This window comes from Dokdonia sp. Hel_I_53, assembly GCF_007827465.1.
Taxonomy (GTDB): domain Bacteria; phylum Bacteroidota; class Bacteroidia; order Flavobacteriales; family Flavobacteriaceae; genus Dokdonia.
This window is the reverse complement of record NZ_VISL01000001.1, coordinates 392,797-416,582: the sequence shown is the minus strand read 5'-3', so window position 1 is coordinate 416,582 and position 23,786 is coordinate 392,797. Positions and strand designations below refer to the sequence as shown.

Sequence of the window (23,786 nt, the reverse complement as noted above, 5' to 3'; positions counted from 1 at the left end):
TACATCGTCTATAGCCCGTATTACAATTCCCGTAAAGGAATTTTTAGTGGAAAGCCCACGACGATGCAAGAGCTTAAGAACAAATTCAGGCGTGGCTTGGATGCGACAGTTATCATAGCGATTTATTCTACCAAAAAGGAAGCTAACGCCGCCGCAGATCAACTTTTTAAAAAGAGCAAAAACAAATGACCCAAAGAAAATTAGATATACCAGAAGTACAGCAGATCCCGCAGTTTATGAAAATTATGGACGATTTGAGTGTAGGCAATAATCCTTACTTGGTAGGTAGTGCAGGAACAGGAAAAACAACATTGGGCGAAAAAGTAGCTTATGCTATTAATGGCAGATCAGAAAATGATGGGAAGGAACTGCCTTTTACCATTGTGAATTGTAATCAATGGACTTCGCCAATTGACATTAAAGGTGGACAGACAATTTCTGGTTACAAAGAAGGAGCACTCATTGAAGCCTGGCGTGATGGAAAGATTTTGATTCTGGATGAAATGCCCAAGCTCGATGCCAATACCGCAGGATTGCTTAATGATGCGTTAGCCAAAAGTGCCCGTGAAGATGCCATTATTTTTAATGGACAGAATGAGCCCATCGTGAAGCATAGAGGTTTTGGTTGTATTGCCACAGGAAATGTTATAGGAAAAGGTGCAAGCGGAAACTATGTAGGGAATAACAAACAAGATGCGTCTTTGCTAGACCGTTTTAGTGGATCGATTTACCGCATCGGTTTTAACGAGACCTTAGAGCGACAACTGGTGTATGCGCCAGTCGTAAATATGTGTATCGATATTCGTAAAGCAATACTGCGCTATGAAGGAAAAGAAGCCGGCGATGATGATACTGAAGACATAATGACTTTGCGTACAATGCTCAATTTAGAACGTGCTTACGAACTCGAAATGAAGCGAGAAACAGGGATGAAGGACGAATTTGGCAAAACCTACCGCAAGATGCCAAATGGAAAAACTTTAAAAGATGCCCTAGAAAGCTACTTTATCGCAATGAACCGTGAGAAAGCTGAGCATATCAAAACTGAGGTCAATCTGGAAGGATTTCTGAATTCGTATAAAGGCAGCGTGATGAAGGCGGAGTTTATTAAGGAGTTTAAGAGGCGTATTGGGTAAGTTTAGCAACAACTTTTATTTTCCTGTATCGGTGGACAAGGTACAGACCCATAAGAGCAATAAACGCAACAATCCCCTTTATTTGGTTTTAGAACCTCTTTACAGTTCTCGCATTCGTAAAAGAATTGACAGGCGTTTGTTGGCATATCTTCTACTTTTTTATGTCCGCAGTTCGGGCAGGTAATTTCAGATTTTAATATAGTTTCCATTCAATTTTTGATTAAAGCATATGTGGTATGTCAGAAGCTAATGTTGGATATGAGAAAATCATTGTTCTAATCTCATTGACTTTCATCTTTGTTTTTATGGCCATTACAAAAAGATTGATTGTTTCTTCTGTATGTGGTCCGATTAGATGCGCACCCAAAATTGTTTGAGTTTCTTCGTCAATGATAGTTTTGAATGCATATTCTTTTACATTCAACCTTTTGGCATTAAACCAACTGCCAACTTCCTTAAAATTTACGCGAATATTGTAATTTAGCTCTTTCGCTTTCGATTCAGTATAGCCAACAGATGCCATAGTAGGCAAAGTAAAAACTACCGTTGGCATAGGTGGATAACGTACTTCTTTAGAATTGCCTTTAATTATATTTGAAGCAACCGTATGACCTTCCAGGACTGCAACCGGCGTTAATGGCAAACCTTCCGAATCTGCCGCATCGCCCGATGCATAAATATGAGGGTTTGAAGTACTTTGAAGATATTCGTTAACGGTAACACCTTTTTTAGTATAAGTTATATTGGCTTTGTCCAAATCCAGATCAAATATTGCAGGTGGTCGTCCGGCTGAATTAAAAACAGCTTCAGCTTCATAATATTCTGTTTTCTCTGCGTATTTACCCTCTACGCGATACTGGTCATCAATTTTCTCAATAGCGGTAACATCTGTATTAAGAATAAGTTTTATGCCCAACTCTTCTGTGGCTGAAACAAGATATTTTACAATATCCTGTTCAAAATTTTCCAAGGGATTTTCTCCACGATGAACAATAGTAACTTCTGCTCCACATCGAGCTGCTATATGTGCGAACTCAAAAGCGATATAGCCACCACCGATAAACAATAAAGATTTTGGCAATTTTTCTAAATTCAAGAAATCGGTACTGGATTTGGCATAATGACCACCTTCAAAATCTAAAACTCGTGGCTTGGAACCCGATGCGATTACAATTTTGTTAGCCTTTACTTTGTAGCTTCCAACTTCTAATGTGTTTTCTGACAGAAACTTTGCTGAATTATGAAAGGTATCTATTCCGTTCTTTTTATATCCTTTTTCAATTTTTGGTGGCATTTCATCCACAAAGGTTTGTTTAAAGGCCATTATGTCCTTCCAATTTATTTTAGGTATGGTATCGATGCCATTACCTTTGAGTCTTTTGGCAAAATCTCGTACTTCCGTAGCGCCAATAATTACTTTTTTTGGGTCACAACCTCTCAAAGCACAAGTGCCACCATACGGTAGATCATCTGTGATTCCGACTTTCAGGCCTTTTAAGGCGCACTTATTGGCGATGGTCATTCCTGCCATTCCCGAACCAATGATGAATACATCGTATTCTTTCATACTAATTGATTTGTTTTTTGTCGGTTACCTTATAGCCTGTGGAGTTAATTGCCTTCTCAATTTCCGTATCATTTGTTTTGGTTTGGTCAAATTCAATGATGGCATTCCCATTTTCGTAGGATGCTTTTGAGTTTATAATTCCGTTGAGCTTGTTTACTTCGTGGTTGACGTGCTCTTCGCAACTTGCACAGGTCATCCCTTTTATATCAAAATTTACCGTATGGATATTGGATTGATTGACTACAACCACTTCTTTTTTATTATCCGGATAAAAGATGTGAGCGTAATATGGAAAACTTATTGATATAGCCGCAAAAAGCGTAATACCTATTAAAAAACCTTTAGTTTGAAACCACTTTGGCTTCGCATCCACTTCACAACAATCCTCTGCTTTTTTCGGTTTTAGATAATCATACCACGCATAACCAATTGCTACGACAGCGATACCAATTAAATAGGGTCTAAAGGGTTCCATCCAAGATAAAGCGGATGCACTTCCCCCAACGCCGGCAATTAATGCAATCACTGGTGGTATGCAACAAGATGATGCGGCTACAGCAGCAAACAAACCTGTATAAGCTGCATTTTTTGATGTTTTTACGGTACTCATTATTAAAAATTTATGCTGTTTTTCTTTTTAATTTAATTGACTTAAAAATACTATCCAGAATATCCGTCTCATCTTCGTTCAATGAATAGTACAAGGTTTGCCCTTCTCGCCTTGAGCTTATAATATCTGCATCTTTCATTTTTCGTATATGCTGTGAAACCGCGGGAACACTCATACCTAAAATGTCGGATAAATCACAAGGGCACAGTTCTTTTTCCATGTTTAAGAGGAATAGAATTTTTAAACGAACCTCATTACCTGAAATGGCTAGTAGTTTTGAAATTTTATCAAAACCATTAGCCATACCATCAATAGTAGTTCTACAGTTTTGCAGCTGCTTGTGGTCAGCTTCAGCTCGTGTGCAAGATATTTCTAGTTTCATATTATTGCTTTAGACGGGCAAATATATAATTAATTACGTATTTAAGCAAATACTTAAATAAATAAACAATTGTCCCAAACTACAATCCCATCCCCAAACAACTCACGCCACTAATTCTATTTTTAAAAGAATTAAGTGAGTCGACCGCAAAAACATACAGCCCAAAGTACCAATGGCAAATACAACTATCTCTTGTTTGATAGTGTGTTTGCCTTTAATGCGTTTGTAGATCACGAGATACAGCAACTTAGCAAGACAAACGCCTCACGGTGGAATAATGTGGTGCAAAGCACTATCCAAAACTTAAATTCTGGTACCGAATGGTATGGCAATCCTACGCCCAAGGATATTGAAGAACTTAATGAGCACCGCACCTTTTCTGGGATGGAGCTGGTGCGCAAGATTCAGCCACAAATTAAGGACAAGCTTGCGAAGTATCTGGACTATTTAGAGGATGCCGTATTGCCCAAGCCTAAGATGGCTTACAACGATCGTGGTCTGGGCGTGTTTTCTTTTGAGCGTGCGGCGATGGCGATGTTTAAAAACTTTCCCGTAGATACCAGAACACCTGTGGATACTGCCGTGAGCCAGATGAATATTGAGCTCAACAACCACAGTATCAACACATCGGTCAAAACGGTGTATGCTTATTTTCAGGACAAACAGATGTCCTATCCTGCGATGCAACTCTACATTATGGCTGGCGCAAATGCAAATGTGCAGGGCGATCAGCTGCTTTACGTAGGCCTTGCCTGTGCCGAGCTTGTGGAGTTTCTGGAGTTGCGTGGCATTTCGGTAGAAGTTAACGTGATGATCGGCACTTCATTTAGCAATCAGGTGGCGATGGCTTGTGTGCGCGTCAAACGATTTCAGGATAAACTGGATAAGAATCAGCTGTTATTGATCAGTAGTGATCCGCGTTATTTTCGGTTTCGTGGGTTCAAGAGTTTGGTGGCGTTGAGCAACTATTTTGGTTTGACCATTCCATCTGGTCTCGGCAGTATTACTGCACAAATGGGAGCCGCTTTCGCGAAAGCGATCAACTCAAAAGGCTTCGTTTTTGAACAAAGCTACGCGATGGAAACCGCCGTAAACGAAGTGACGCAAATCATAGAAAGTTATAAAACGCAACTCGCTGTATAATGGATAAAAAGGTGCTCAAACAGACTGTGATTGATTCCATAATGGACAGAGCCATTGCCATTAATAAAGCCTGTGCTGAGCAATGTAGAGATTTTGAAATTATGCTTTCGCGAAAGCGTAAAAACACATTAATACTGCGATGGACGAGTATTAATATTTCAAATGAAGATAATCCCGTGCAGCAGTATCGCTATGAGTGTTTCCAAACGGATGGGACACCGCAACTGTGCTCTGTGCATTATGCAGATCAAGAGGAAGCAAACGAATTTGTCTGGTCGCTAGAACCGCTGTACCATCAATTATATGCCATAGATCATAAATTATAGATATGTATAAAACCAAAGATATTTCCAAAGCCGAACTGAAGGCGCTGGCCATAAAGAATCAGGATGAAATCGTAGCACTTACGGGCAGCGAGCTAGATCCCGTACAAGCCTGGGAAGTCATAAAACAGGCTTCAGATAACTTTACAAAAAGTGATCTAAAAGCGCAGGAAGCAGACGAGCTTTTATTTGAGATGCTACATCCCGATGAAAAATCAAATACCGGAGAGATCTACACGATGAGTGATGGTTTTCAATGGAAATTATTATCAAAAGCTGAAGCAAAAAAACGCTTTATTGCCGATAAGGAAGTGTACGGCATAGACCGAGACACAGAAACCGAAGCGCTTATTGAGAGTAAAGAAGATTTGGGTCGTTTTGAAGAATTTGGCGTGGAGCATAAAAACAATGATGTAAAACGAAAGCCAAAGAAAGCTGCCAACAAAAAGACCGCATCTTCTAAAGAAACCATACGCATACAGGAAAAAGAACGTGCCAGAGCCTTATCGTTACTGGAACTCGAATTATTAATAGCTGCTTAAACATACACTATGACCATAGAAAAATTACAAAAGCTCAAGCTGAGCGCCGTACAACCAGACGCCTTACAAACCGCAGTCAAAGAATTACTTGCTGATTACGAGGAGACTTCAGATAAAAATGCCTTTGAAGAAATCGCCAAGGAGAATATAGAAAAGGTATTTTCAATGGTAGAGCGCCTTGCGCCAGACGCTATCGTAAAAGAACCAAAGCCTGCCAAAAAGAAAGCACCATCTAAAACGGTCAAAAAGGAGCTAGACAAAATGACGAGTGACATTAAGCTGTGTCGGGCAAAAATCCGCAAGTTTAATGAGGAGAAACGCAAGAACGAGCCTAAGAAACCCAAACCGATGCGTCACACTAAAATCAAAGGTCATTTTATTTCTATAGCCAATTTGATTCCAACAAAACTCAAAGAGAATGTTGCGGTGCAAAAGGAGGCAGAACGTGTGTTACTGCGTGCGCATCGTGGTATTATGAATGCCTATAAAATGAATACGGTCACCACCGAAAAAGGTCTCGATGCCATCAAAGAGAAGTTTGACAAGATGGAAGAAAAAGCTAAAAACTAATTATGAATAAAAAAGTACTGATCATCACAGGTGCAGGCCTGGCCATAGGTTTTGCCGAAGCACTCATTTACTACAATCTGGGAAAGAACTCGGAAAATGAGAAGTTTAAGCTACAAGTTCCCAAAGGAGCAGAACTGCTTAAAACTACCGGCATCATCATCGCCACATCGCTCGCCACCGCAGCGCTTTCTAACATTATAGAAGGTGCGCTTACCGAAAAACAAGAACTCATCCCAATACCTGCCTAATTATGAAAACGATAGAACACCAAATTTTCCTGAAACGCAACGGACTTGCTACAAAGCTGTTGCTACAGCCCATCCAAGAGAAAATAGAAATCTTCGACCGTATGCACGCCTTACTCGACAAGGTATCTGTCTGTGATAAAGATGCGCTTATTGATGAGTTGGAAGCCCTAGACCTAGAAATCCTAGAAGACATCGATGAAGAATATGCAGATCAGCTAGAACACAACGAGATTACTGAAGAACTTAAAGAGAAACAAGTTGCATTTGAAAAAGTAATGGAAGACGTGCCAACACCAGAACCCAAGAAAAAGCCCACCGATGAGGACATCATCAACGAACTGGTAAAAATGGGTCGCACAGAAAACATTGGTCGATCTACCTTTCGTGATCTAGGCGTGAAAGTGGCGTTAGGTTGGGAGACGATTATCGGAAAGTATCGCGTGACCAGGACGAGTGTATTTAGGTATCGGTATGAGATTGAAAGGATATAGGTTTGCGAGGATCTTTTGGTATTGAGATGGACTGCTTGGTTTGTTTTAAAAACTGATGAACCATTAGTATTCCAAACATCCATAAAAGACCAGTTTGAAGCTCTTGATAACCTATAAGATCTTCAATCTGGTTTTCTTCAGTTAGGTCTATATGTTTTATGAGTTTCTTAATCTTTTTAGGACTAATCAAGTTGGGCTGATACCCTTCTTTTCCCAGAGCCATTTTAAACTCTTCGGCGGTTCGTTCATAATTTTTGTTATGAAGTACTTCCGCGAGCATCTCTTTTTTCGCTGCTTGCATTCGGCCCCATTTGCCTTCTCCTTGCCAGTACTCTAAAATTTTATAGGTTTCTAAAAGTGTGAAACTTCTACGTCCCACCAAATCATTTTCAATGAAGTATGTAGAGAAACGTTCATTGAAAGTAGTACGCGAGTGAAGTCCAGTAATCTGATAAAGTATTTTTTTAGGAATACGCTCAGGAAATAATGGTTGGAAACCAGCAATAATTTGCTCGTTTTTAACTTCTTTAGAAGGTGTTTCCCATAAGTCAATAATTGAGCTATAATGAGAAATGTAGATCATAAAACGCCTGAACGATTTAAAATTATAGCTTATCAAACAAGCTGCAATAAACCACCAAGGTAAGATACCGTTGTACCTTTCGTGAAATCTATCTATTTTAAAATCTTCTTCTGTCATAACTTAAGAATGGTCGCAATGTTTTAGTCATTGCGACCATTTTATTTACATTACTTTTTTCCTTTAGATCCTGAATTCCCAGAGTTACCTGAACTTGTTCGAGGTGGATTGTTTCCTCTACCTTTTCCGGATGCGTTTCCTGTTTTACTTGGTCCATTTACTGGTGTGTTTGACTTTGCCATAATTTTGGGTTTTTATATTAATAATGGCTCAAAGATATACGGGATGTTTTTAGTGGATTGTAAACTTTGGACGATAGGGTTTTATGCTATTTCCTTTAAAAAATAATCTCTCAAAATTTCCTTAAATTTTGGAGAGTTTATACCATTCGCTTTCTCCAATATTTTCTGTTTATTAAAATATTCTATGTCATACTTTTTCGTTTTGACCTTAGCAGTTGCAAGTTTTTTTTCGGCGGCTTCTGTAAAACCACCAGTACTCCAGATCTCAAACGTGAGTGATTTTTCTGGATAAACATTCAAAGCCCATTTTCTTATAATCACAATTTTATTAGAAATATAGTGTTCGATATAATCTATATCAACTGGGTAATTATAGCCTTTACATTCAACGATTTTTACTTCATTTTCAAAAACTGCCAATACATCTATTTCCTTTGATTGGTTGGTTTCTTGTAATGTCACTCTTTTGCTTATATCTAAATTACGGCAATACTTACTATAGTAATATCCAACAGCAAGTTCAAAAAGATCTCCTCTTAAATTGTTGGTTTTTCCATCTACTAGTTTGGTCAATTTCTCCATCAAATTGATGTATTGTTCTGGATCTTTTTTTAGAATAGCTCCAGCATTAGTTACTGTATTGATTAGAGATTTTAATAATTCGCTATATTCATTTCCAAACAGTTCCTTTACGGAAGCTATCAGCACACCATTACTTTTTAGCTTATTAAGAGCCTTGGTCTTTATACCATCAACAATTATCACAGGAAAAAGATCTAGAACTGGATTTGAAGCTTTTATAGCTGCTATTTTTCTTAGAAAGAAACTAACCGTTTCTTCATTGGTATCATTACCTAACAAAATGTCTGCAATTAAAAAGCCTGGGTTTTTGACATTACCCTTGTATCTGGTTAGTCCATCAATATATGTTGGTGCCGAAAATGCAAATTGAAAACCACCAACAACATTATTATTTTTACCCTTTTTAAAGGATGTCAAGCCTATGTTTTTACTCCATATTTCAAATCTCTGTAAAACAATAGCTTTAGAAAGTTCAATTGCTTTTATATGACTTAAATTAGGATTAGGTTTTCCACCAAGCATCGCATTTAAGCCTAAAGTTTCGTCATCATATTTTCTAACAAAATCATTTTTCAAGAGAAGCTCAATGAGAGTGTCAAATTTCATATGACCATCAATGCGACTTATTGGACTTATAGAATAATTTGCTAATTCCTTTATATTTACAAGCCCGTGATGAAATTTTATCGCCGTGATTATAGCACCTATTCTTTTAGCATCAGACATTATAGCTGCTAGTAAACCATCGTAATATTCTTCGGTCTGATAGTCATCTGAGTGATAAATGAAAGACTTTTTATCACTAAAAATGCCTTTCAATTTATGAATTGGACTTTTAAAACGTTCGATTCTCTTTCTAGCCGCTTCCTCAGTAATACCGTACTTTTTTGACATTATACGAGATAAATCTCCCGATAATATTCCGCCATTTTTTCTAATATGTGTTACTATTTTTGTCACACCACGCTATTTATATAATACTAACTATCTTCAACCTTGTCATTTTTTTTTATTTCAATGACGTCCCATTCAGTTTTATCTATTTTATCAATTAAATTTTTTGCTCTGACGTTATTTATAGCAAAGCATAACAAGTGTGTTGGTCTTGAAAAACCCACATAAGCCATTCTTGCAGATTGAATTATTTTTTCTATACTTCCACCTTTGTAGTTATCAAGATATTCTTTTATAGGTGTACCTATAATTTGGTTAGATAATCTTTGTGACTCGTAGTTTCCAGCACCTCTATCATAAAAAGTTTCAAGATATAATGTAGCGGTATGCGTTTGACCTTTTACTGAATGTATAGACTTAATGCCAACGCGTATTCCATTTTTGTCTAAATACCGTAAGCTACTATTCACTTCAATTTCGGCTTTGTTTGAAGACGCCTCATTGATGAATTTTTGAGACAAGCGTACTTTGCTATTAAAACATTTTAAGAATTTTGGAATGTATTCTCGTAGCTCTAACAAAACTTTTTCAGATTCATTTTTATTTAAACCAACACTCCAATTATAGAGATTAAGTTTAAGTGTGGAATATTCCTTCTCGTTTAGATTTTTAAAATGTCTTATTAATTTTGAAACCGTAAATACTCGTAAATATTCGTCCCGAACTTTTTCTATATATAAAATTTTATTTAAAGCATTAAGAAGAGCTTTTCGGTGACTATTAAAAATGGTGCTTTTAGTTTCTACAAAAAGTAAGTAGTCTTCTAAAGTTTCATAATCAATTTTCTTAGTTTTTGCAGTTGACTTATAACTTGGCCAATAATCAGATATGCATATCTTATCGACGTGATCGTGATGCTTTCGCCAACCAACTGCTTCATATTTGTTTTTTGATGTGTGAGTTATAGCTTTGTCATCAATTAATTGTTTTACTATGTCTGAAAACAAAGGAATGACTTCTGTAATTTTTTCAACATCATAACAGATTAATTTTGGCTTTATGTTTAAATAGTCATCATTGTCATCTTTCATTCTTCCTTCTACCGCTGAGCCTGTAATAGAGAGTCTCTCGACGATTTTGGCATTCGGCTTGCTTAATCTGTGACTTCCGCTTATAAACAACTTCTCAGAGCGCTGGTTCCATACTTCATTCGATGAAATAGTTTTTGAATAAATTGATTGATTAATATCACCTAATCTTTGATAAAATGAATTGCTTTGCCATCCAGCAAAAATTTTTTCTAAAAGTTCAAATTGATGCTTTCCCATATCTTGCATTTCATCTACAAATACATACTTAAATCGGCTCTGTAATAAGCTCGAATAGGTTGGGATTTTTTTTAAAAGGACTTCTGCTAATAAGTATGCATCATCATAACATAATATACCAGCTTCTAAAACTTTCAATTTAGTTTTAATAAACCATTCAGAAATTCTTTTCAATTGATGATCAGTATATTTTTCTTTTTTGTGTTTAGGAGTTTTGATAGTTATCAATTCACCACCGATCGAATCTATCATTACAAATTCACCATTCTGAAATTTTAATCGAAAAGAAAAGAGAACGTTAAAATTTTTCTCGTAGTAAATCGCATCAGTCTTTTCTTGTGAGCCGAAATCTTTTCTATTGAAATGAAATATCCTTTTGATGGTTTCCTCATAGATTTCATCATCAATCCGGATAGGCTTCTTTTTATATTCATTGAGATAAGCCGGTATGGCTAAAAAATTATCTACAAAACTTTGAATGGTTCCTACAAAATTAGGGTGAGAAAACAGTTTAGGACAATATTGTCCTATACGTTCTTTAATTTCATCAACTGCGGCATTGGTATGTGATAGAACGAGAACGCCTTTGTTTTTCTTGAGAGGTAGATGCTTTTCTAAGATTAGAAGTTTTGCCAGTAAAACTGTGGTCTTACCACTTCCTGGTACCGCTTGTAAATCCAACGTTTTAAAATTATAAATAAACGCTAATCTTTCCTCGTCAAAAGTATGACCTGGTTTTAACAAAATCGATTCTGCATACGCAATGTCGGCAGGACATACTTTAATCATTGCAGACGTATTTTAAAGCACCAATTAAATATTTAATTCCTGCGTCATTTTCATCTATTACCAAGGTAGGATTTTGCTCTATTTTGTTTGCCAGATTGTAAGCTAATTCTGTCTTGTTTAAAGTCTTGTTTATTAGTTTTTTTCCTAACTCCATTTGTAAATGGTCACTGTCCATTTGAGGATGGATTTCTAAAAGTGCTTCTTTGAATGATACATTTAAAGAAGTTGATTTGAAAAGAGCATATTCCAAAGTCCAATCTTTAGCTATGAAGGACTTTATATTATCCCTGTCGTATTTAGTTTCAAGTTGCGTTGTTCTTAGAATAGAATCTGCCGATACAACTTGCTCGTTTTTCTGGTTGTATATATTATCAAAACCTCCAGCCCCATTTGGTAATGTCGTTTTTTCATACGCGCAAATATCTACATCAGTTATAATAGCTACCGGAATAGTCATCTTTTTTAAACTTTCATTTTTTCTCAAATAAATCCGCGAATAGCGTTGAAATGCAGTACTTGCAACATTAACAATAGAAACTCCAGCTTCAGTTAGATTTCTCTGAATAACATCTTGTTCTTTTAGCCTTTGAGCAATTGCAGGTAGCAGTATCTCTTCAGACCAACCTTCAACCATTATTATACCTTTCGCAAAAAATAAATTAGCTTTAGTAGTATCTAAAAATCTTTCTAAAAATTTATAGTCATTGTCAGCCAGTTCTGTAAAATTCTTACCCATAGGAAAGGCATAATTGTCACAACAAACAATAAGGTTTTCAAGTTTTATTTTAGATCCAAGATTGGGGCTATGAGTTGATAATATAAGTTGAATCTCTTTTTCTTTTTGCAAGGCCTCAATAATTTGCATTTGTGCTTGTGGATGTAAGTGCGCTTCTAACTCTTCAATTAATCCAAGCCTAATGCCTGTCCAGTCTTTCTTTTTTAAATGTAATAGCTCGGACGCCATAAATAGTCTATTCATTGTACCTAAGCCTGGATTTATTTCATCCTTGATAGAGAGTTCCAGTTTCTCTAATATGTTTTTGAGATTATTCCCTTTTACTCCAAAAACAGATTCTTTAGACTTATTGTAAAATGCTTTAATATAACCGTCAATTTCAACCTTTAATTCGTTTCCTTTTTGTTCATCTGGTGGTAACGGCACACCATTATTTGCAACCCCTAAGAAATACTTTTCTACTGATGTGTTAAACTCGTTAAATAAGCCAACTAATAAATGATCTGTATTTCGACCTTTAAAAGCCTCGTGCTCTTGAAGAATTTGTGTAAGCCTTGAGTTTTTTCGAGGAACAAGCTCTGCCTGTGCGTTTCTAAGAGGTTTTAAATACGTTGTTTTTAGAAGCTCTCTTGCTTCTGCTGTTAATTGGTAGCCTATTGGATCTACACCTGCCTTTACATCTGTTGGTGCTATTTTATTGTCCACCAGATTACGTGTTACATCGTATATTAATCGTAGATAAGATTTGGGTTGCCCACCATTTTCCTCTGTCCAGCCTAACCATTCAGTAAAGTGTTTAGCCTCTTCTGGGTCTAAATCATCGAAGATTAGTTCAATCCTAAGCCTGTTTGACTCCATATAAAAGTCATCATTGATAACTTTTAGCCACTCATAACTATGAGTTTTAAGTACCAGTTTTATGGCATCAATAATAGCTGTTTTACCTGAATCATTTTGACCTATTAAAACATTAACTCCTTTGGAAAATATTAAATCTAAATCAGGCTTTAATAAATCGAAAGCACCTGTGCTACCAAATTTTCTGAAATTCCAAAGCTTTAAATTTTTTAAATACATATGTTATAATTTACTCTCCAAAAATGTAATCATAAACAGATTTGCTGTCCAATGGACCAGCAAGACCATTCATACCTCTAGGTTTCGGCGCTAGTTTAAAAATGTAAACCCATTTAGAAGCAATATTTGCTCCTTGTGGCTGTTTCATATTAAGTGTCCCTCTAGTAGAAAAGAAAGCTTCAACTTCATTAGCTTTCATCATCGTTCCTGCATTGATACATTTCCAATGAAGTATTTTTCCATTTCTGACCGAATGTTCTGCTTTGCGACGTTTTTCGTTATTTGTAATGCCTGCGTACCAACCATTAAACCGTGGGTTTTTACTGCCCATAGTTTTTTTTACAAACTTGGTTAGTTCGCTTTTAATTGCTCTTGTTTCCATATTTAAGTTATATCTAAGATTTTGAAGTTGAGTTTTTTAGAAAAATAGAGTTCGTCGAAATAACCTTGTAAATAAGGATCTGGAACCAAATAGGCGTCACTTTCACACAGCTCTTTGAACTTTTGTGGATTTTTTAGGAACATTGCGCAAACATCAAGTTCATCTCTAGATAAAAGACGACTGTGAAGGAGTTCTCTAAATTCTAAATAGTCAATAAATTTCTTGAATCTGTTATTATATACTGCGCCCAACGTCTTCAGAAATGTTTCTAAATCATCTATGCAAACAGACCAAGGGTAAAAGTCTTCACTGCTTTTTTTGTTAAGTAAAAGACCTAAATCTATTTGCAATGAAGCAAACCTCTCAGAAGTAACAACTATTGTAAAGACATCAATGATTTGCGACGTATTTAAAACTTCGCTGTTATTTTTACTTTTTATAGTTATAGCCTCATCATTTAGAATTGCTTGTTCTACCTCAAAACATTGTTCATACCCTTTTTGAATACAATAATCAAAGTCTGACCTTATTCTTTCCGTAGCTTTTTTAGTATTTCTCCACGGTTCTCTACTACGAGAGGCTTTACACTCAATTACAAATGCTATTCTGTTTACTATGTATAGCAAATCCTTTTCGGCGGGATTGCTATTAATATAGTAGTTATTGTATGAAGTGACATTTTTTGCTTTACTGAAAAATCTGTCAAATATGTTTTGAGTTTGAGACTCTAAAATAACCTTTCCTCTTCTTAAATTAAGTTGTTCTTTTTCCTTTTCTGTTTCAGTAAGAACTTGATAGAGCAGTTTGTAAACCGCATTAGGTAATTGCTTTTGAAATACATTCAAAAATGTTTTATCATTAATTTTTACGATTGGTTTAAGCTCTAATGGGTTGGGTTGTGAGTAAAATAAATTATTAAATGAATCATTAATATCTATTGATAGTAGATTACAGAAAACATCTACATCCTTCTTATTGAAAGACTTGTAGTAGTCATTTTTTGTAAATAATAAACAGCTGTGCGGACTCTCAAAGAAATCTAGAAAATTATCTTGTAATTCTATAGGAAGTTGAGACAGGCCTTCTTCAAATTTTCCAGCTTGAACGCTATGCACAAAATCTTTCATTCTTGGATCAAAGAGAAAACTTTTTGATGTAATGGCTTTTCTTTGATAATCATCTTCTGAAAACTCACAGAGTGCCATCAATGTTTTTAAGTCAATTCCTAGTCTTTCTTTTATTTTATTCTGATAGGGTTTAAATAATCGAATTACTTTATTAAGTTCTTGTTCTCTATAATTAAGTACCCCATTTTGAAAATAATCTTTAAAAGCAAGTTCGTGGATCAGCATTTCTGACCTATCTTTTTTTGATGTAGTCGTATCAAACCTTGAATAATTCCCCAAATAGAAACTAACTATTTCGAGCAAAATATCTCCAACTTTTTGAAGTATTTTATCATTCTCTTCGGAATAATAGAAGTCCTCAGATCCTACTTCATCAGAGGAAAGTCTCAGCATAATAAGATAAATTGAATCTTTGTACTTAGACTTGAATTTTTCAGAAAAGCTAAATTGATTTCGTTCTGGATGATGACGCACGAAGTCTGCAAAGAAGCATACAAAGCTTTCTTTGGTATATCTTGAAATTATTTTTTGAATTTCAATTGATTTCTGTTCTATATCGACTTCCTTCATTTGCTCCATTACCCGTTCTCCACAATCCTTATCTCCTCATCACTCAATCCATACAGCTCATACACCATTGTATCTATTTGTTGCTCTAGGGTGTTGATTTGTAGTTGTAGGTCTTGTGCTTTTTTCTTGTTTTGCTCAAAGAGGTCTAACCATTCAAACTCATCTGTTTTGGTAAGCACGGCAACAGGTGCTTGACCTTCCTTTTCTCGCAATTTGTTATTGGCTTTAATCGCTTTATTCAGTTCTTTGATAAACTCGCCAAAATCTAAATCTTGCCAGTTTTCGAGTTTGCGAGAGAATTTTTCAATCCTGAATTGATGATATAAATATTTTAAGAATTTATCTTGAATGGTTGTGAATGATTTTATTTCCTTAGAAATTAAATCATAAAGGCTTTCAATCTTTTGAACGGTAGTTTTATCGGGCTCTATAAAGGGAAGTTGCGATAATAAAACAGGTTTCACTTGTGCCATAGTTCTGCCCGTTTCGGAAGACAATAACCGATATAGGTAGGTGGATAATCTTGAATTTAAAATTGCCGACAAATATTTATTAGAAATCTTATCATTTGCACTAAACACGTAAAGACCATCTGTAGGAAATAATTCATTTTTATCTATCGATGTTATAATACTGTCTCCCGTAATTACACCCAACACCTTATTCTCCTTTTCAAATATTTGTGGATTCCTAGCACGATGCAACGCATAAAAGGGATGCTTTCCTTGGGCAACTTCTTTACAAGTTATCCTTGGAAGGTATTTCTCGATATAGTCGTGAATATTAGGAAAATCTTGAGGATTGTCATTTTTTGTAATGTAGAAAAGGTTTTTATCTGCATCTATGGTATAGTACCTTTTTACGTCAACTCCTCCTGTAACTGTAGGTCTAATATATTGTTCTTCTAAATTTTCAGTTTTGATAGTATCTGCATCCACGATAAAAGCATCTTTCAAATCCGGACTAACTCCTCTTTGTATTCCGTCAGTATCTATAAAATCATTAAGAGTTTTAGTATTGTGTCTTTTCAGTATTTCATATCCGCTCAAATTTTGAGTGGCAAACACGGTATTTGGTATTGAATAAAATAACTCACTTTCAACTTCGTAAGTGTCAATACTATTAATATCGACATCTTTGTACTTGTTGAAATTCCCTACAATAGAAGGATTTTTACTTTTCTTTTTGGAATAAACGACAATTGCCGATGGTCGAGCAACCTCTTCAAAGATTCCATCCCCAACATTTAGTGCAATCTGCAATTGGGTTTCTTTGAGTATTTTTTCTCTAAGTTTAGAGTTGTCTTTTTGATATAAAATTACGTCTGGTATAATCATACCAATAACTCCAATATCATTGGTTAAGTCAATAGATTTATCCATAAAAAACATAAAAGAATCAACCATTCTAACAATTATGTCTTGATGTTTAGACTTGACATATTTTAGATCATTAGTAGGCAGTTTTGCTCCCCAAGGCGGATTCCCAATCACAACATCAAAACCTCCGTTAGCAAACACTTTCGCGAAAGCGGTCTCCCAGTTAAAGGCTTTATCTCCTGCTATGGTTTTACTGTCTATTAAACTGTTACCACATTTTATATTACTGCTCAAATCGTTGAGCTTACGGCGTGGCTGTGCCGTGCGTAACCAGAGTGATAGCTTTGCAATCTCTACAGACTCCTCATTAAGATCTACACCATAAATATTGTTCTCCAGTATGGTGTTTTCTATATCTGGAAACTGTAAGCCACCACCTAAAATTTTGGTCTTAAGCTCGTCTATGTACTGATGTTCTTTAATGAGAAAATCCAGTGCCTGGTTAAGAAATGCACCAGAGCCACAGGCAGGATCGCAAATAGTGATCTGTAATAACCAGTTGCGGTAGGTGTCTAGCGTTTCAACTAGCTTTTGTATAGTCTTGTCGTTTCGCTTCTTTCTACCAGTACCACGTCCTTTAAAATACTCTTCTTCTTTAAAACCGAGTACGGCTTTTTTCTCATCACATAGTTTACCTACTGTATTTTCTACAATGTATTTTGTGATATACTTAGGCGTGTAAAAAACGCCATCTTTCTTACGCTTGCTTTTCTGTTTGTCAAAGTTGCCACCTTCTATTTCGGCATTAATACTTTCAATCTCGTTGAGAGAGTTTTCAAAAATATGACCAAGGATGTTGACGTCTACTTGGCTTTCAAAATCATAAGTTGCCAATTTTTTAGTATGATGATAAAGTAAATCATCATCTATTATCACACGATCCAGTATAGAATCTGGTTTAAAGAGACCACCATTGTAGGCAAAAATCTCTTTATTTTCCGCATCGCCCTTACGGCCTTTATCCAGATAGTTAAAATGCTTTTTAAAACGATCGTATAATGGTTCTTCCACATCCAGCTTGCGAATGGTGTCCCATTCTGCCAGACGTTTAATGGTATAATTGGGTTGTAAGAGTCCGCGATCTTCTGCAAAAAAGATAAAGAGAAAACGATCTATAAGTTTCTGCGACTTTTTAAAAAGCGTGAGTTTTACATTTTTCTCTAGGCGTTCAAGATCAGACTGATGCTCTGCATTATCTGTAATACCAGTCTCTTCCTGAATCGCGACCTTTAAGACCTTACCATTTTTCTTGACCAGATCACGATACAGCTCACGTTTAAAAAGCGAATAATCTTTGTAAAACTCTTTGGTAATTTGTTCCTCTACAATGAGTGAATCCTGCTTTATCTGAAGCGGTAATTCCTTGAGTAAATTGTCTTTGTACAAACACAAATACAACAATCCAAAGTCGTCGCGCGTAAGATTAAACAGGTCAAAGTCCAGTAACTCTGTAGTATCGTCAATATAAAAGCGTAGTTTTTCAAAATTTGACGTAATGACAAACCTACATCCTTTATGATTTACTTTATAATCAAAAGCCTGGCGTCGTATGCTTTCCAGATCCTTTGTATTTGTGCCCTTAAGTTCTACAACGGCTACTGTCTTTTCTTCTGTGATAATCGCACCGTCTGCCTTGCGATTGTTTTTCTCGTTTTTATATTCTGTGGTTAGGTTGTATTTGGGCTTAGGATTAATGGTATAATCGAGCACGTTTACAAAGAGTTCTGTAAGAAAAGTAGCCTGTATTTGCTCCTCGTTACTCTTGTCTATATTTTGCTGTATCTCAAGGTTGAGAAAGAATTTTGTGTACTTGCGATATGCCTTATCTACTGCGTTAGTGTCCTGTTGTGCGAGATATTTTTTGAGTACAGATGTCTGGAATAATGCCATTTAGTGCTTTACAAAGTTGTTCAGCTCCTAAAATTAACAAAGTTTACAAGCTATTCATCTTTATTTCTCATTTTGTTTTCAGTATGCTTTCGCGAAATCGAGCTTGCGAGATTCACGACCAAAGGAAGAGCGTAGCGTTAAAGTGGAATTATACTGAATCGATTGCTCATTTGAAACACTATAATTTTAATAATTCTGTCTCTTTAGCTAAATATGAGAGTTGAAATTGTCTAAGATCAAAATCGTCCAGTTGCATATCAAATTGGGCTTTTCTTGTGAGATGGTTTGCGTTTGCATTTCGAGCTTTTTTCAGTAGATCTGGCAATGTTGTTTGACCAGTCACAATAACATTTATGACCAAGTCCCAGGTATGAATATCCATTATGAATACATTCTCTGGTGGTAGCTGGCTGTTGTCAGCGCTATTTGCGTACCTGTCTTTTGTAAACTGATAAAGTTCTCTGTAATCTGACCAGAAGATATTCTTATGCGTGATTACTATTCCCCAATTCTCTTGATTGGGATTTAAAAATTTTGATACAGGTAGCATTTGATCATAATAAGCCTTCAAAAGTGAGTCTTTATAAGATGAGTACACGTAATCGTCTGTTGGGTTGATCGATGCTAATGGCTTAGGCTCAATAGCTTTGCATTCAAGTAGAATATTATCGTCAATCACAAAATCTACGACTTTGTGCTTCGCGGGAAGAGATCGTTTTACCTCACTCTCAATTTTGTAATTAATATTTATTTCGTCTAATCCTAACTGAATATATTTTTCAAATCTTGCTCCAAATTCTGTTGTAAACTTTGGATCGTTGATCTTCATATAATCGTAGATGTAATAGTTTGCAGTATAATTGAAAACCGATGGATGCACGATGCGCACAGAATTTTCAAACCATTGAAAGGGAAATAAAGTGAGAAATGAGTGTTCCATCATCTCATATTTTGTAGCATTAGTTCCTTTCCATTTTTTAGCTTCTTTTGCTGCGGTCAGTGGCGTTATCATTAAGAGGTTGATAAACCGTTCGGTTTGTATCTTCCCAAAGATTTCAGACATACTATCAAGTATAGGTTGACTTACGTAGCCCGTAATTTTTGTGTTGGGAAATTCTGATTGTTTCATTTGAGCGTACAACCACATACATTGTAGTATTCTTAAAAATTCAGTAATAGACAGACCAGTTTTCTTTTTAAAAGAGGCTGAAATGTCATACCGCGATTCTAGAATTTCATAAAACTTTAATTGTGTGCTAAAACGCTCTTTATGTACGGCAGTTTGAAGATAAAACTGCTGATAATGTAGTATCGCAAAGGCTCGATGAATTCCTTGAGATTTCATATAGTTTGAAATATGATCGGGATCAAATTCCATTATAGCTTCAAAAAGTGTTTGAAAAGCTTTGACAGTTAATGGTTTTACCGGTTTGGTTCTCGTACCGTACAAATAAGTCCATTTCATTATCGTGAGTGTAACCCATAAAGCTTTGGGTTTTTCGATTTCAATATCAAAATAGTTGTAACAAGCCTTTAATAAAGCAACCATTTCGTATGAGTTTATTTCTCGTTTAAGTTCTTCAATGGTTTCTAACTTCATTTTTTGGCGATTTAATTGAGTAGGTTTGTCAATCAACAACATTATAGTAAAATCTCCATAATTTACTAGGATACAATTAACAATCTTCTGAAAACTCTCTTTTAGTAGTTTGGCACGTGAGAATCAATTCACAGCCAGATGAAAAAAGAACAGCCCGATTATAGCGACTTACAGCAGAGTGTAGATACGCTCATAGGGAAATTTGGACTCGCTAAGACCATAGAAGTCATCAATAATCTTTCTGGAAACGCACAACTTAAATCGAGCGACACCCAAAAGGTAAAACTGCTCGTTGTCTATTTTATCTCGCAGAGCATCCAAATTTTTGATCTTCAAGAACCCAAATTTTACACCAGTAACATTCAAGAATACCGTGATGCTAGGATGGCGTGTTATTTCCTGCTCAAGAAATACACAGATACCAGTTATGCCAAGATAGGCGAGAGTTTTAAGCAGTCCAAGCGAGCTGTGATGTACAACTACCATAAGTGCGATGAAATCCTGAGTATTCCAAGCTTTTACAAGCCTTTTGTAGCCAAATTTCAAGTTTTGGAAAACAACGTGGTCAACTTTATCGCAAAACTCAATTAGAATTTATGAAAGAAGAAATAGCTCAAGAAGTAAAGGACGTCCTTACCACAGCACCAGAAGAAATCACGTTTGAAAGTATTCAGGGCGAAGACAGCAGTCCGCTCAATCAACCAGTGATTGAAAAAGACATCGGTGGCGAGCGTCCAATAGAAAGTGATCCCGAAAAGCAAAAAAGCTGGAACGTGTGGAAACCAGACCGACCACACCAGATGCCAGAAGAACCTGAAGCGCCATCTAGCGAGCAGCCAGAATTCCGCAAAACTGTAGAAGAAAATGTAGCACAAGAAAAAAGCGAGCAACCACTAGATGCACCAGAACAGGAAATAAATGGTGGTGGCTATGAAGATGATGATGAGCCACAACCTACAGACGAAGATTTTGAATTGCCTCTGAGCCAAGCCAACCAAGCGGCTGATGCTCTGTTGGGAATGTCTAACAACGTTCTTGAAGTAGGTGGCGGTTACTTTGTAAAAATCAGCAAGCACAAGGAATTCTATGAGTTTGATGAGATCATTTCCGTCATCGATCAGCAAAACGATAAGAATGTTGCACGCGTAAAGCTAGACAAGGAAGACAAGGCGTTGTTGAGACCATTGCTCGCCCAGATCCTGCGTAAGAAAGCTAAGAAACTTACGCCCGAACAGCAATTGATGGGTGCAGTCCTGTCCATCTTAATGAAGAAAGCACAGGTCGTTATGGAAGTCCGCGCAGAAAATAATATTCTGGAAGAGCGCATTCTTGATATCATCCGTAATGAAAAAGCTTCAGCTCTCGAAGAAGAACAAGAAGATTTTTCAGCGCAAGAAGAAGATTATGCTACTCAAGATTTCCAGGAAGAGTTAGATTTTGAAGAGGAAGAAAATGTTCAGGATTTTGCTTTCGCAAAAGCGGAAAAAAAAGCATCTCAACAAACTGAAGAAGTCGATTTTGAAGATATAGATAATGATATTCCAGAAGCTACTATACTTGAAGTAGCCGAGGATGAACCCAAAACAGAATAGCTATGTCTGTAAATTCTAATCGCGGAAGAAAACCCATAAGCTATCTCAAAGAAGACTTAGAACGCCAGCCAATGATCTTACTGGTCTGTGGCGAGACTGGTGTCGGGAAGACATACAGGAACAAGCAAGAGATCAAACGCTATATGATGGATCATCTTGCGGTAGGCAAGAAAGGTCGTAAGGTACTTGCTTTTGATACTAACGATGATGATTATCCGCAATTTCGTACGGTAAGTCCAAATCATCTAAAGGCACTGACCAAAGTAACCTCACGTAGAATTAGACCTTTTAACCCAGATGGATCACCTATGGATAATGACGAAAAGAAAGAAGTCATTACCAAAATAATGAAGCACTTTAAAAATGGCTTGGTGGTTCTGGACGATATTGATCACTATATGACTGGCGCCAAAGGGCAGTCGATGATCGGTGCACTCTGTACCGTGCGCCATAAAGGAATCGATATAGTACTCACGCACCAGTCTGTAGCAAAAATTACTACATCAGAATGGCAAAACTGTACGTGGTTACGTTTGCATCATCAGGTGGATGATGTGACGCGCTATCGCGAGCGCATCCCAAAATATCAAATGGTTCGTATCGGTCAGCTTATTGTCGATGAACAATATGAATTATGTTCCAATGCCTTTGCTATGGGCAAGATCACAGAACAAGAATATAAAATCCAGAAAAGTTTCTTTGTTTATATCAATATGCGAGAGCAACGCATCCGTGGATGTAGCCGTGCAGCGTTTATACGTGCCTGTAAAAAATTTATTGACCAGGAAGAAAGCCGTAAAGTGAAAATGCTACTGAATGAAGAAGATTTTGACGGCAACAACACCTACAAAACAAAGAACGATGCCATCGTAAAATTGATTTCAGATAAGTTACGGTATCACGAAGATGGGATGGTTGGGCCTATGTGATTTTAATCAATCTTTTCAAAGTTTTTTTTGAAAACAAAACCGGATTTAGGCTCACCAGTTTCTTGATCAATATAATAGATTAATAAGTACTTATGTCGAGTCTCAATAACGCTTATCAACTGTCCTTTTTTAACGATACCCTTTATTGCAGCTCTTTTCTTATTGTTCACTCTCAGATTTACGTCAGTAGTTGCAAGCCTTTGTTTCGTGATTTGACTTAAAATGCTATCTAACTTTATATTAGTGTGCTCTTGATGCGATTTAAATTTATCGTCTATGATTTCAGAAAGCTCTTTGTTTGTCATTTTATGGGAATCGCTGTGTAATGAAAAAATCATCACAACAAATGAAATGATTTGCATTATTTGAAAAATAAAGGCTTTAGCTTTTTCTGATTTAGACTTTGAACTTATCAGTTGCAATTCATCAAATAACTGTATCTGAAATTTTTCAAAACTTTCCTGAGTCACATACTTATCTGAGAAAGTTTGTAGCGATTCTGCTTGAGTCACTATTGCTTCGGTAGCCTCCTCAACAAGATCATATTCCTCTTCAGCTACATCAAGATCATCAAATGATATATTCTTCAAAAAATCTGTAGAAATACCTCTCAGTGCAACTTCTATAGCATTCAATGGCTTCACATAATTTTCAGCATACATTGATGATAAAGATGATAAAGATGACAAGCGCTGATTGAGCAAGGCGTGATTGGTTATAATGCCATCCATCTGATTTTTAAGTGGATTGTCTTTATACCAATCTAATAGCGGTACGATTCCAGATGTCACTTTAGAAATAGAATTCATCGATTCAATTCCAGGATGTTGGTGCATTGATTTAAGGATATCTAAAGCACCACCAAATGCTGCAATATTTGTAGGATACTGAATGCGTTTAGTCATTTCATTTACCCAATCTAATTTCGCAATACTACCCATCGCTGCTTCTATTGCTTTTTGGCTTGCATTTATATTTTTAAATTGATCTAATGGGTTCATATTGATATTAAGTTTG

24 protein-coding genes are annotated in these 23,786 nt (G+C 36.2%); 10 read left to right on the top strand and 14 right to left on the bottom strand.

The features are described 5' to 3' along the window. The first annotated feature begins 185 nt into the window (after positions 1-185). Positions 186-1,136 carry an AAA family ATPase gene (locus tag OD90_RS01875; protein WP_144665763.1) on the top strand — a complete coding sequence of 317 codons (951 nt, stop codon included), beginning with the start codon at positions 186-188 and terminating at the stop codon, positions 1,134-1,136. 2 nt (positions 1,137-1,138) lie between these two features. Here the strand turns inward: OD90_RS01875 and OD90_RS13235 are convergent, their stop codons facing one another. The 4 genes from OD90_RS13235 to OD90_RS01855 are packed head-to-tail and all read right to left on the bottom strand — an operon-like array spanning position 1,139 to position 3,695. Beyond that, positions 1,139-1,345 carry a GDCCVxC domain-containing (seleno)protein gene (locus tag OD90_RS13235; RefSeq protein WP_144665760.1) on the bottom strand — a complete coding sequence of 69 codons (207 nt, stop codon included), beginning with the start codon at positions 1,343-1,345 and terminating at the stop codon, positions 1,139-1,141. Positions 1,346-1,356: 11 nt separating this feature from the next. After that, a complete protein-coding gene (locus OD90_RS01865; RefSeq protein ID WP_144665757.1) occupies positions 1,357-2,703 on the bottom strand; it encodes a dihydrolipoyl dehydrogenase family protein in 1,347 nt (448 codons plus the stop codon). A 1-nt stretch (position 2,704) separates the two neighbouring features. Next, on the bottom strand, positions 2,705-3,313 hold the full coding sequence (gene merTP, locus OD90_RS01860) for a mercuric transport protein MerTP (RefSeq protein WP_144665754.1): 609 nt from the start codon (positions 3,311-3,313) through the stop codon (positions 2,705-2,707). A 10-nt stretch (positions 3,314-3,323) separates the two neighbouring features. Further along, positions 3,324-3,695: an ArsR/SmtB family transcription factor gene (locus tag OD90_RS01855; protein WP_144665751.1), complete on the bottom strand. Its 372-nt coding sequence runs from the start codon at positions 3,693-3,695 to the stop codon at positions 3,324-3,326. A gap of 135 nt (positions 3,696-3,830) precedes the next feature. On the opposite strand from OD90_RS01855, the gene OD90_RS01850 reads away from it, so the two are divergent. From OD90_RS01850 to OD90_RS01825, 6 genes are read left to right on the top strand one after another with little or no spacing between them, the layout of a single operon-like run. Continuing rightward, positions 3,831-4,838, top strand: coding sequence for a hypothetical protein (locus OD90_RS01850; RefSeq protein ID WP_261374443.1), 1,008 nt, complete (start codon positions 3,831-3,833; stop codon positions 4,836-4,838). After that, a complete protein-coding gene (locus tag OD90_RS01845) occupies positions 4,838-5,164 on the top strand; it encodes a hypothetical protein (protein ID WP_144665747.1) in 327 nt (108 codons plus the stop codon). Before OD90_RS01850 ends, OD90_RS01845 begins: the two co-directional genes overlap by 1 nt. 2 nt (positions 5,165-5,166) lie before the next feature. Further along, on the top strand, positions 5,167-5,703 hold the full coding sequence (locus OD90_RS13110) for a hypothetical protein (protein ID WP_186434782.1): 537 nt from the start codon (positions 5,167-5,169) through the stop codon (positions 5,701-5,703). Between the two features lie 9 nt (positions 5,704-5,712). Then, entirely contained in the window at positions 5,713-6,273 is a 561-nt protein-coding gene (locus OD90_RS01835; RefSeq protein WP_144665744.1) for a hypothetical protein, read from the top strand. A 2-nt stretch (positions 6,274-6,275) separates the two neighbouring features. Then, positions 6,276-6,521 (top strand): hypothetical protein, encoded by a 246-nt coding sequence (locus OD90_RS01830; RefSeq protein WP_144665741.1) that lies wholly within the window; start codon positions 6,276-6,278, stop codon positions 6,519-6,521. Between the two features lie 2 nt (positions 6,522-6,523). Next, on the top strand, positions 6,524-7,012 hold the full coding sequence (locus tag OD90_RS01825; protein ID WP_144665738.1) for a hypothetical protein: 489 nt from the start codon (positions 6,524-6,526) through the stop codon (positions 7,010-7,012). On the opposite strand, the gene OD90_RS01820 is transcribed toward OD90_RS01825, so the two are convergent. The 9 genes from OD90_RS01820 to OD90_RS13105 all read right to left on the bottom strand — a co-directional run bounded on the left by OD90_RS01820 (position 6,981) and on the right by OD90_RS13105 (position 20,248). Continuing rightward, the gene (locus OD90_RS01820; protein ID WP_144665735.1) at positions 6,981-7,712 is read right to left on the bottom strand and encodes a hypothetical protein; all 732 of its coding nucleotides are present in this window, start codon (positions 7,710-7,712) and stop codon (positions 6,981-6,983) included. The genes OD90_RS01825 and OD90_RS01820 overlap by 32 nt on opposite strands. A gap of 50 nt (positions 7,713-7,762) precedes the next feature. Continuing rightward, on the bottom strand, positions 7,763-7,894 hold the full coding sequence (locus tag OD90_RS13230; RefSeq protein ID WP_257895226.1) for a hypothetical protein: 132 nt from the start codon (positions 7,892-7,894) through the stop codon (positions 7,763-7,765). A gap of 81 nt (positions 7,895-7,975) precedes the next feature. After that, positions 7,976-9,436, bottom strand: coding sequence for a hypothetical protein (locus tag OD90_RS01815; RefSeq protein ID WP_144665732.1), 1,461 nt, complete (start codon positions 9,434-9,436; stop codon positions 7,976-7,978). A 20-nt stretch (positions 9,437-9,456) separates the two neighbouring features. Beyond that, on the bottom strand, positions 9,457-11,487 hold the full coding sequence (locus OD90_RS01810) for a UvrD-helicase domain-containing protein (RefSeq protein WP_144665729.1): 2,031 nt from the start codon (positions 11,485-11,487) through the stop codon (positions 9,457-9,459). Beyond that, entirely contained in the window at positions 11,480-13,300 is a 1,821-nt protein-coding gene (locus tag OD90_RS01805) for an ATP-dependent nuclease (protein ID WP_144665726.1), read from the bottom strand. The genes OD90_RS01810 and OD90_RS01805 overlap by 8 nt, the downstream gene beginning before the upstream one ends. 10 nt (positions 13,301-13,310) lie before the next feature. After that, positions 13,311-13,682: a hypothetical protein gene (locus OD90_RS01800; RefSeq protein ID WP_144665723.1), complete on the bottom strand. Its 372-nt coding sequence runs from the start codon at positions 13,680-13,682 to the stop codon at positions 13,311-13,313. A 2-nt stretch (positions 13,683-13,684) separates the two neighbouring features. Continuing rightward, positions 13,685-15,379: a hypothetical protein gene (locus OD90_RS01795; protein WP_144665721.1), complete on the bottom strand. Its 1,695-nt coding sequence runs from the start codon at positions 15,377-15,379 to the stop codon at positions 13,685-13,687. Positions 15,380-15,387: 8 nt separating this feature from the next. Continuing rightward, a complete protein-coding gene (locus OD90_RS01790) occupies positions 15,388-18,648 on the bottom strand; it encodes an Eco57I restriction-modification methylase domain-containing protein (RefSeq protein ID WP_144665718.1) in 3,261 nt (1,086 codons plus the stop codon). 178 nt (positions 18,649-18,826) lie between these two features. After that, positions 18,827-20,248 (bottom strand): hypothetical protein, encoded by a 1,422-nt coding sequence (locus OD90_RS13105; protein ID WP_186434695.1) that lies wholly within the window; start codon positions 20,246-20,248, stop codon positions 18,827-18,829. Between the two features lie 138 nt (positions 20,249-20,386). On the opposite strand from OD90_RS13105, the gene OD90_RS01780 reads away from it, so the two are divergent. Genes OD90_RS01780 through OD90_RS01770 form a run of 3 tightly spaced genes read left to right on the top strand, consistent with a single transcriptional unit; the run spans position 20,387 to position 22,769 of the window. Further along, the gene (locus OD90_RS01780) at positions 20,387-20,839 is read left to right on the top strand and encodes a hypothetical protein (protein WP_144665715.1); all 453 of its coding nucleotides are present in this window, start codon (positions 20,387-20,389) and stop codon (positions 20,837-20,839) included. A 5-nt stretch (positions 20,840-20,844) separates the two neighbouring features. After that, positions 20,845-21,840: a hypothetical protein gene (locus tag OD90_RS01775; protein ID WP_144665712.1), complete on the top strand. Its 996-nt coding sequence runs from the start codon at positions 20,845-20,847 to the stop codon at positions 21,838-21,840. A gap of 2 nt (positions 21,841-21,842) precedes the next feature. Beyond that, positions 21,843-22,769 carry a zonular occludens toxin domain-containing protein gene (locus OD90_RS01770; RefSeq protein WP_144665709.1) on the top strand — a complete coding sequence of 309 codons (927 nt, stop codon included), beginning with the start codon at positions 21,843-21,845 and terminating at the stop codon, positions 22,767-22,769. A 2-nt stretch (positions 22,770-22,771) separates the two neighbouring features. Here OD90_RS01770 and OD90_RS01765 read toward each other — a convergent pair whose 3' ends face one another. Then, complete coding sequence (locus OD90_RS01765; RefSeq protein ID WP_144665707.1) at positions 22,772-23,770, bottom strand: hypothetical protein; 999 nt, start codon at positions 23,768-23,770, stop codon at positions 22,772-22,774. Positions 23,771-23,786: the final 16 nt, after the last annotated feature.

Coding starts and splice junctions, on each gene's coding strand:
- OD90_RS01875 (WP_144665763.1), top strand. CDS start 186: ATGACCCAAAGAAAATTAGATATACCAGAAGTACAGCAGATCCCGCAG.
- OD90_RS13235 (WP_144665760.1), bottom strand. CDS start 1,345: ATGGAAACTATATTAAAATCTGAAATTACCTGCCCGAACTGCGGACAT.
- OD90_RS01865 (WP_144665757.1), bottom strand. CDS start 2,703: ATGAAAGAATACGATGTATTCATCATTGGTTCGGGAATGGCAGGAATG.
- merTP (WP_144665754.1), bottom strand. CDS start 3,313: ATGAGTACCGTAAAAACATCAAAAAATGCAGCTTATACAGGTTTGTTT.
- OD90_RS01855 (WP_144665751.1), bottom strand. CDS start 3,695: ATGAAACTAGAAATATCTTGCACACGAGCTGAAGCTGACCACAAGCAG.
- OD90_RS01845 (WP_144665747.1), top strand. CDS start 4,838: ATGGATAAAAAGGTGCTCAAACAGACTGTGATTGATTCCATAATGGAC.
- OD90_RS13110 (WP_186434782.1), top strand. CDS start 5,167: ATGTATAAAACCAAAGATATTTCCAAAGCCGAACTGAAGGCGCTGGCC.
- OD90_RS01835 (WP_144665744.1), top strand. CDS start 5,713: ATGACCATAGAAAAATTACAAAAGCTCAAGCTGAGCGCCGTACAACCA.
- OD90_RS01830 (WP_144665741.1), top strand. CDS start 6,276: ATGAATAAAAAAGTACTGATCATCACAGGTGCAGGCCTGGCCATAGGT.
- OD90_RS01825 (WP_144665738.1), top strand. CDS start 6,524: ATGAAAACGATAGAACACCAAATTTTCCTGAAACGCAACGGACTTGCT.
- OD90_RS01820 (WP_144665735.1), bottom strand. CDS start 7,712: ATGACAGAAGAAGATTTTAAAATAGATAGATTTCACGAAAGGTACAAC.
- OD90_RS13230 (WP_257895226.1), bottom strand. CDS start 7,894: ATGGCAAAGTCAAACACACCAGTAAATGGACCAAGTAAAACAGGAAAC.
- OD90_RS01810 (WP_144665729.1), bottom strand. CDS start 11,487: ATGATTAAAGTATGTCCTGCCGACATTGCGTATGCAGAATCGATTTTG.
- OD90_RS01805 (WP_144665726.1), bottom strand. CDS start 13,300: ATGTATTTAAAAAATTTAAAGCTTTGGAATTTCAGAAAATTTGGTAGC.
- OD90_RS01800 (WP_144665723.1), bottom strand. CDS start 13,682: ATGGAAACAAGAGCAATTAAAAGCGAACTAACCAAGTTTGTAAAAAAA.
- OD90_RS01795 (WP_144665721.1), bottom strand. CDS start 15,379: ATGAAGGAAGTCGATATAGAACAGAAATCAATTGAAATTCAAAAAATA.
- OD90_RS01790 (WP_144665718.1), bottom strand. CDS start 18,648: ATGGCATTATTCCAGACATCTGTACTCAAAAAATATCTCGCACAACAG.
- OD90_RS13105 (WP_186434695.1), bottom strand. CDS start 20,248: ATGAAGTTAGAAACCATTGAAGAACTTAAACGAGAAATAAACTCATAC.
- OD90_RS01780 (WP_144665715.1), top strand. CDS start 20,387: ATGAAAAAAGAACAGCCCGATTATAGCGACTTACAGCAGAGTGTAGAT.
- OD90_RS01775 (WP_144665712.1), top strand. CDS start 20,845: ATGAAAGAAGAAATAGCTCAAGAAGTAAAGGACGTCCTTACCACAGCA.
- OD90_RS01770 (WP_144665709.1), top strand. CDS start 21,843: ATGTCTGTAAATTCTAATCGCGGAAGAAAACCCATAAGCTATCTCAAA.
- OD90_RS01765 (WP_144665707.1), bottom strand. CDS start 23,770: ATGAACCCATTAGATCAATTTAAAAATATAAATGCAAGCCAAAAAGCA.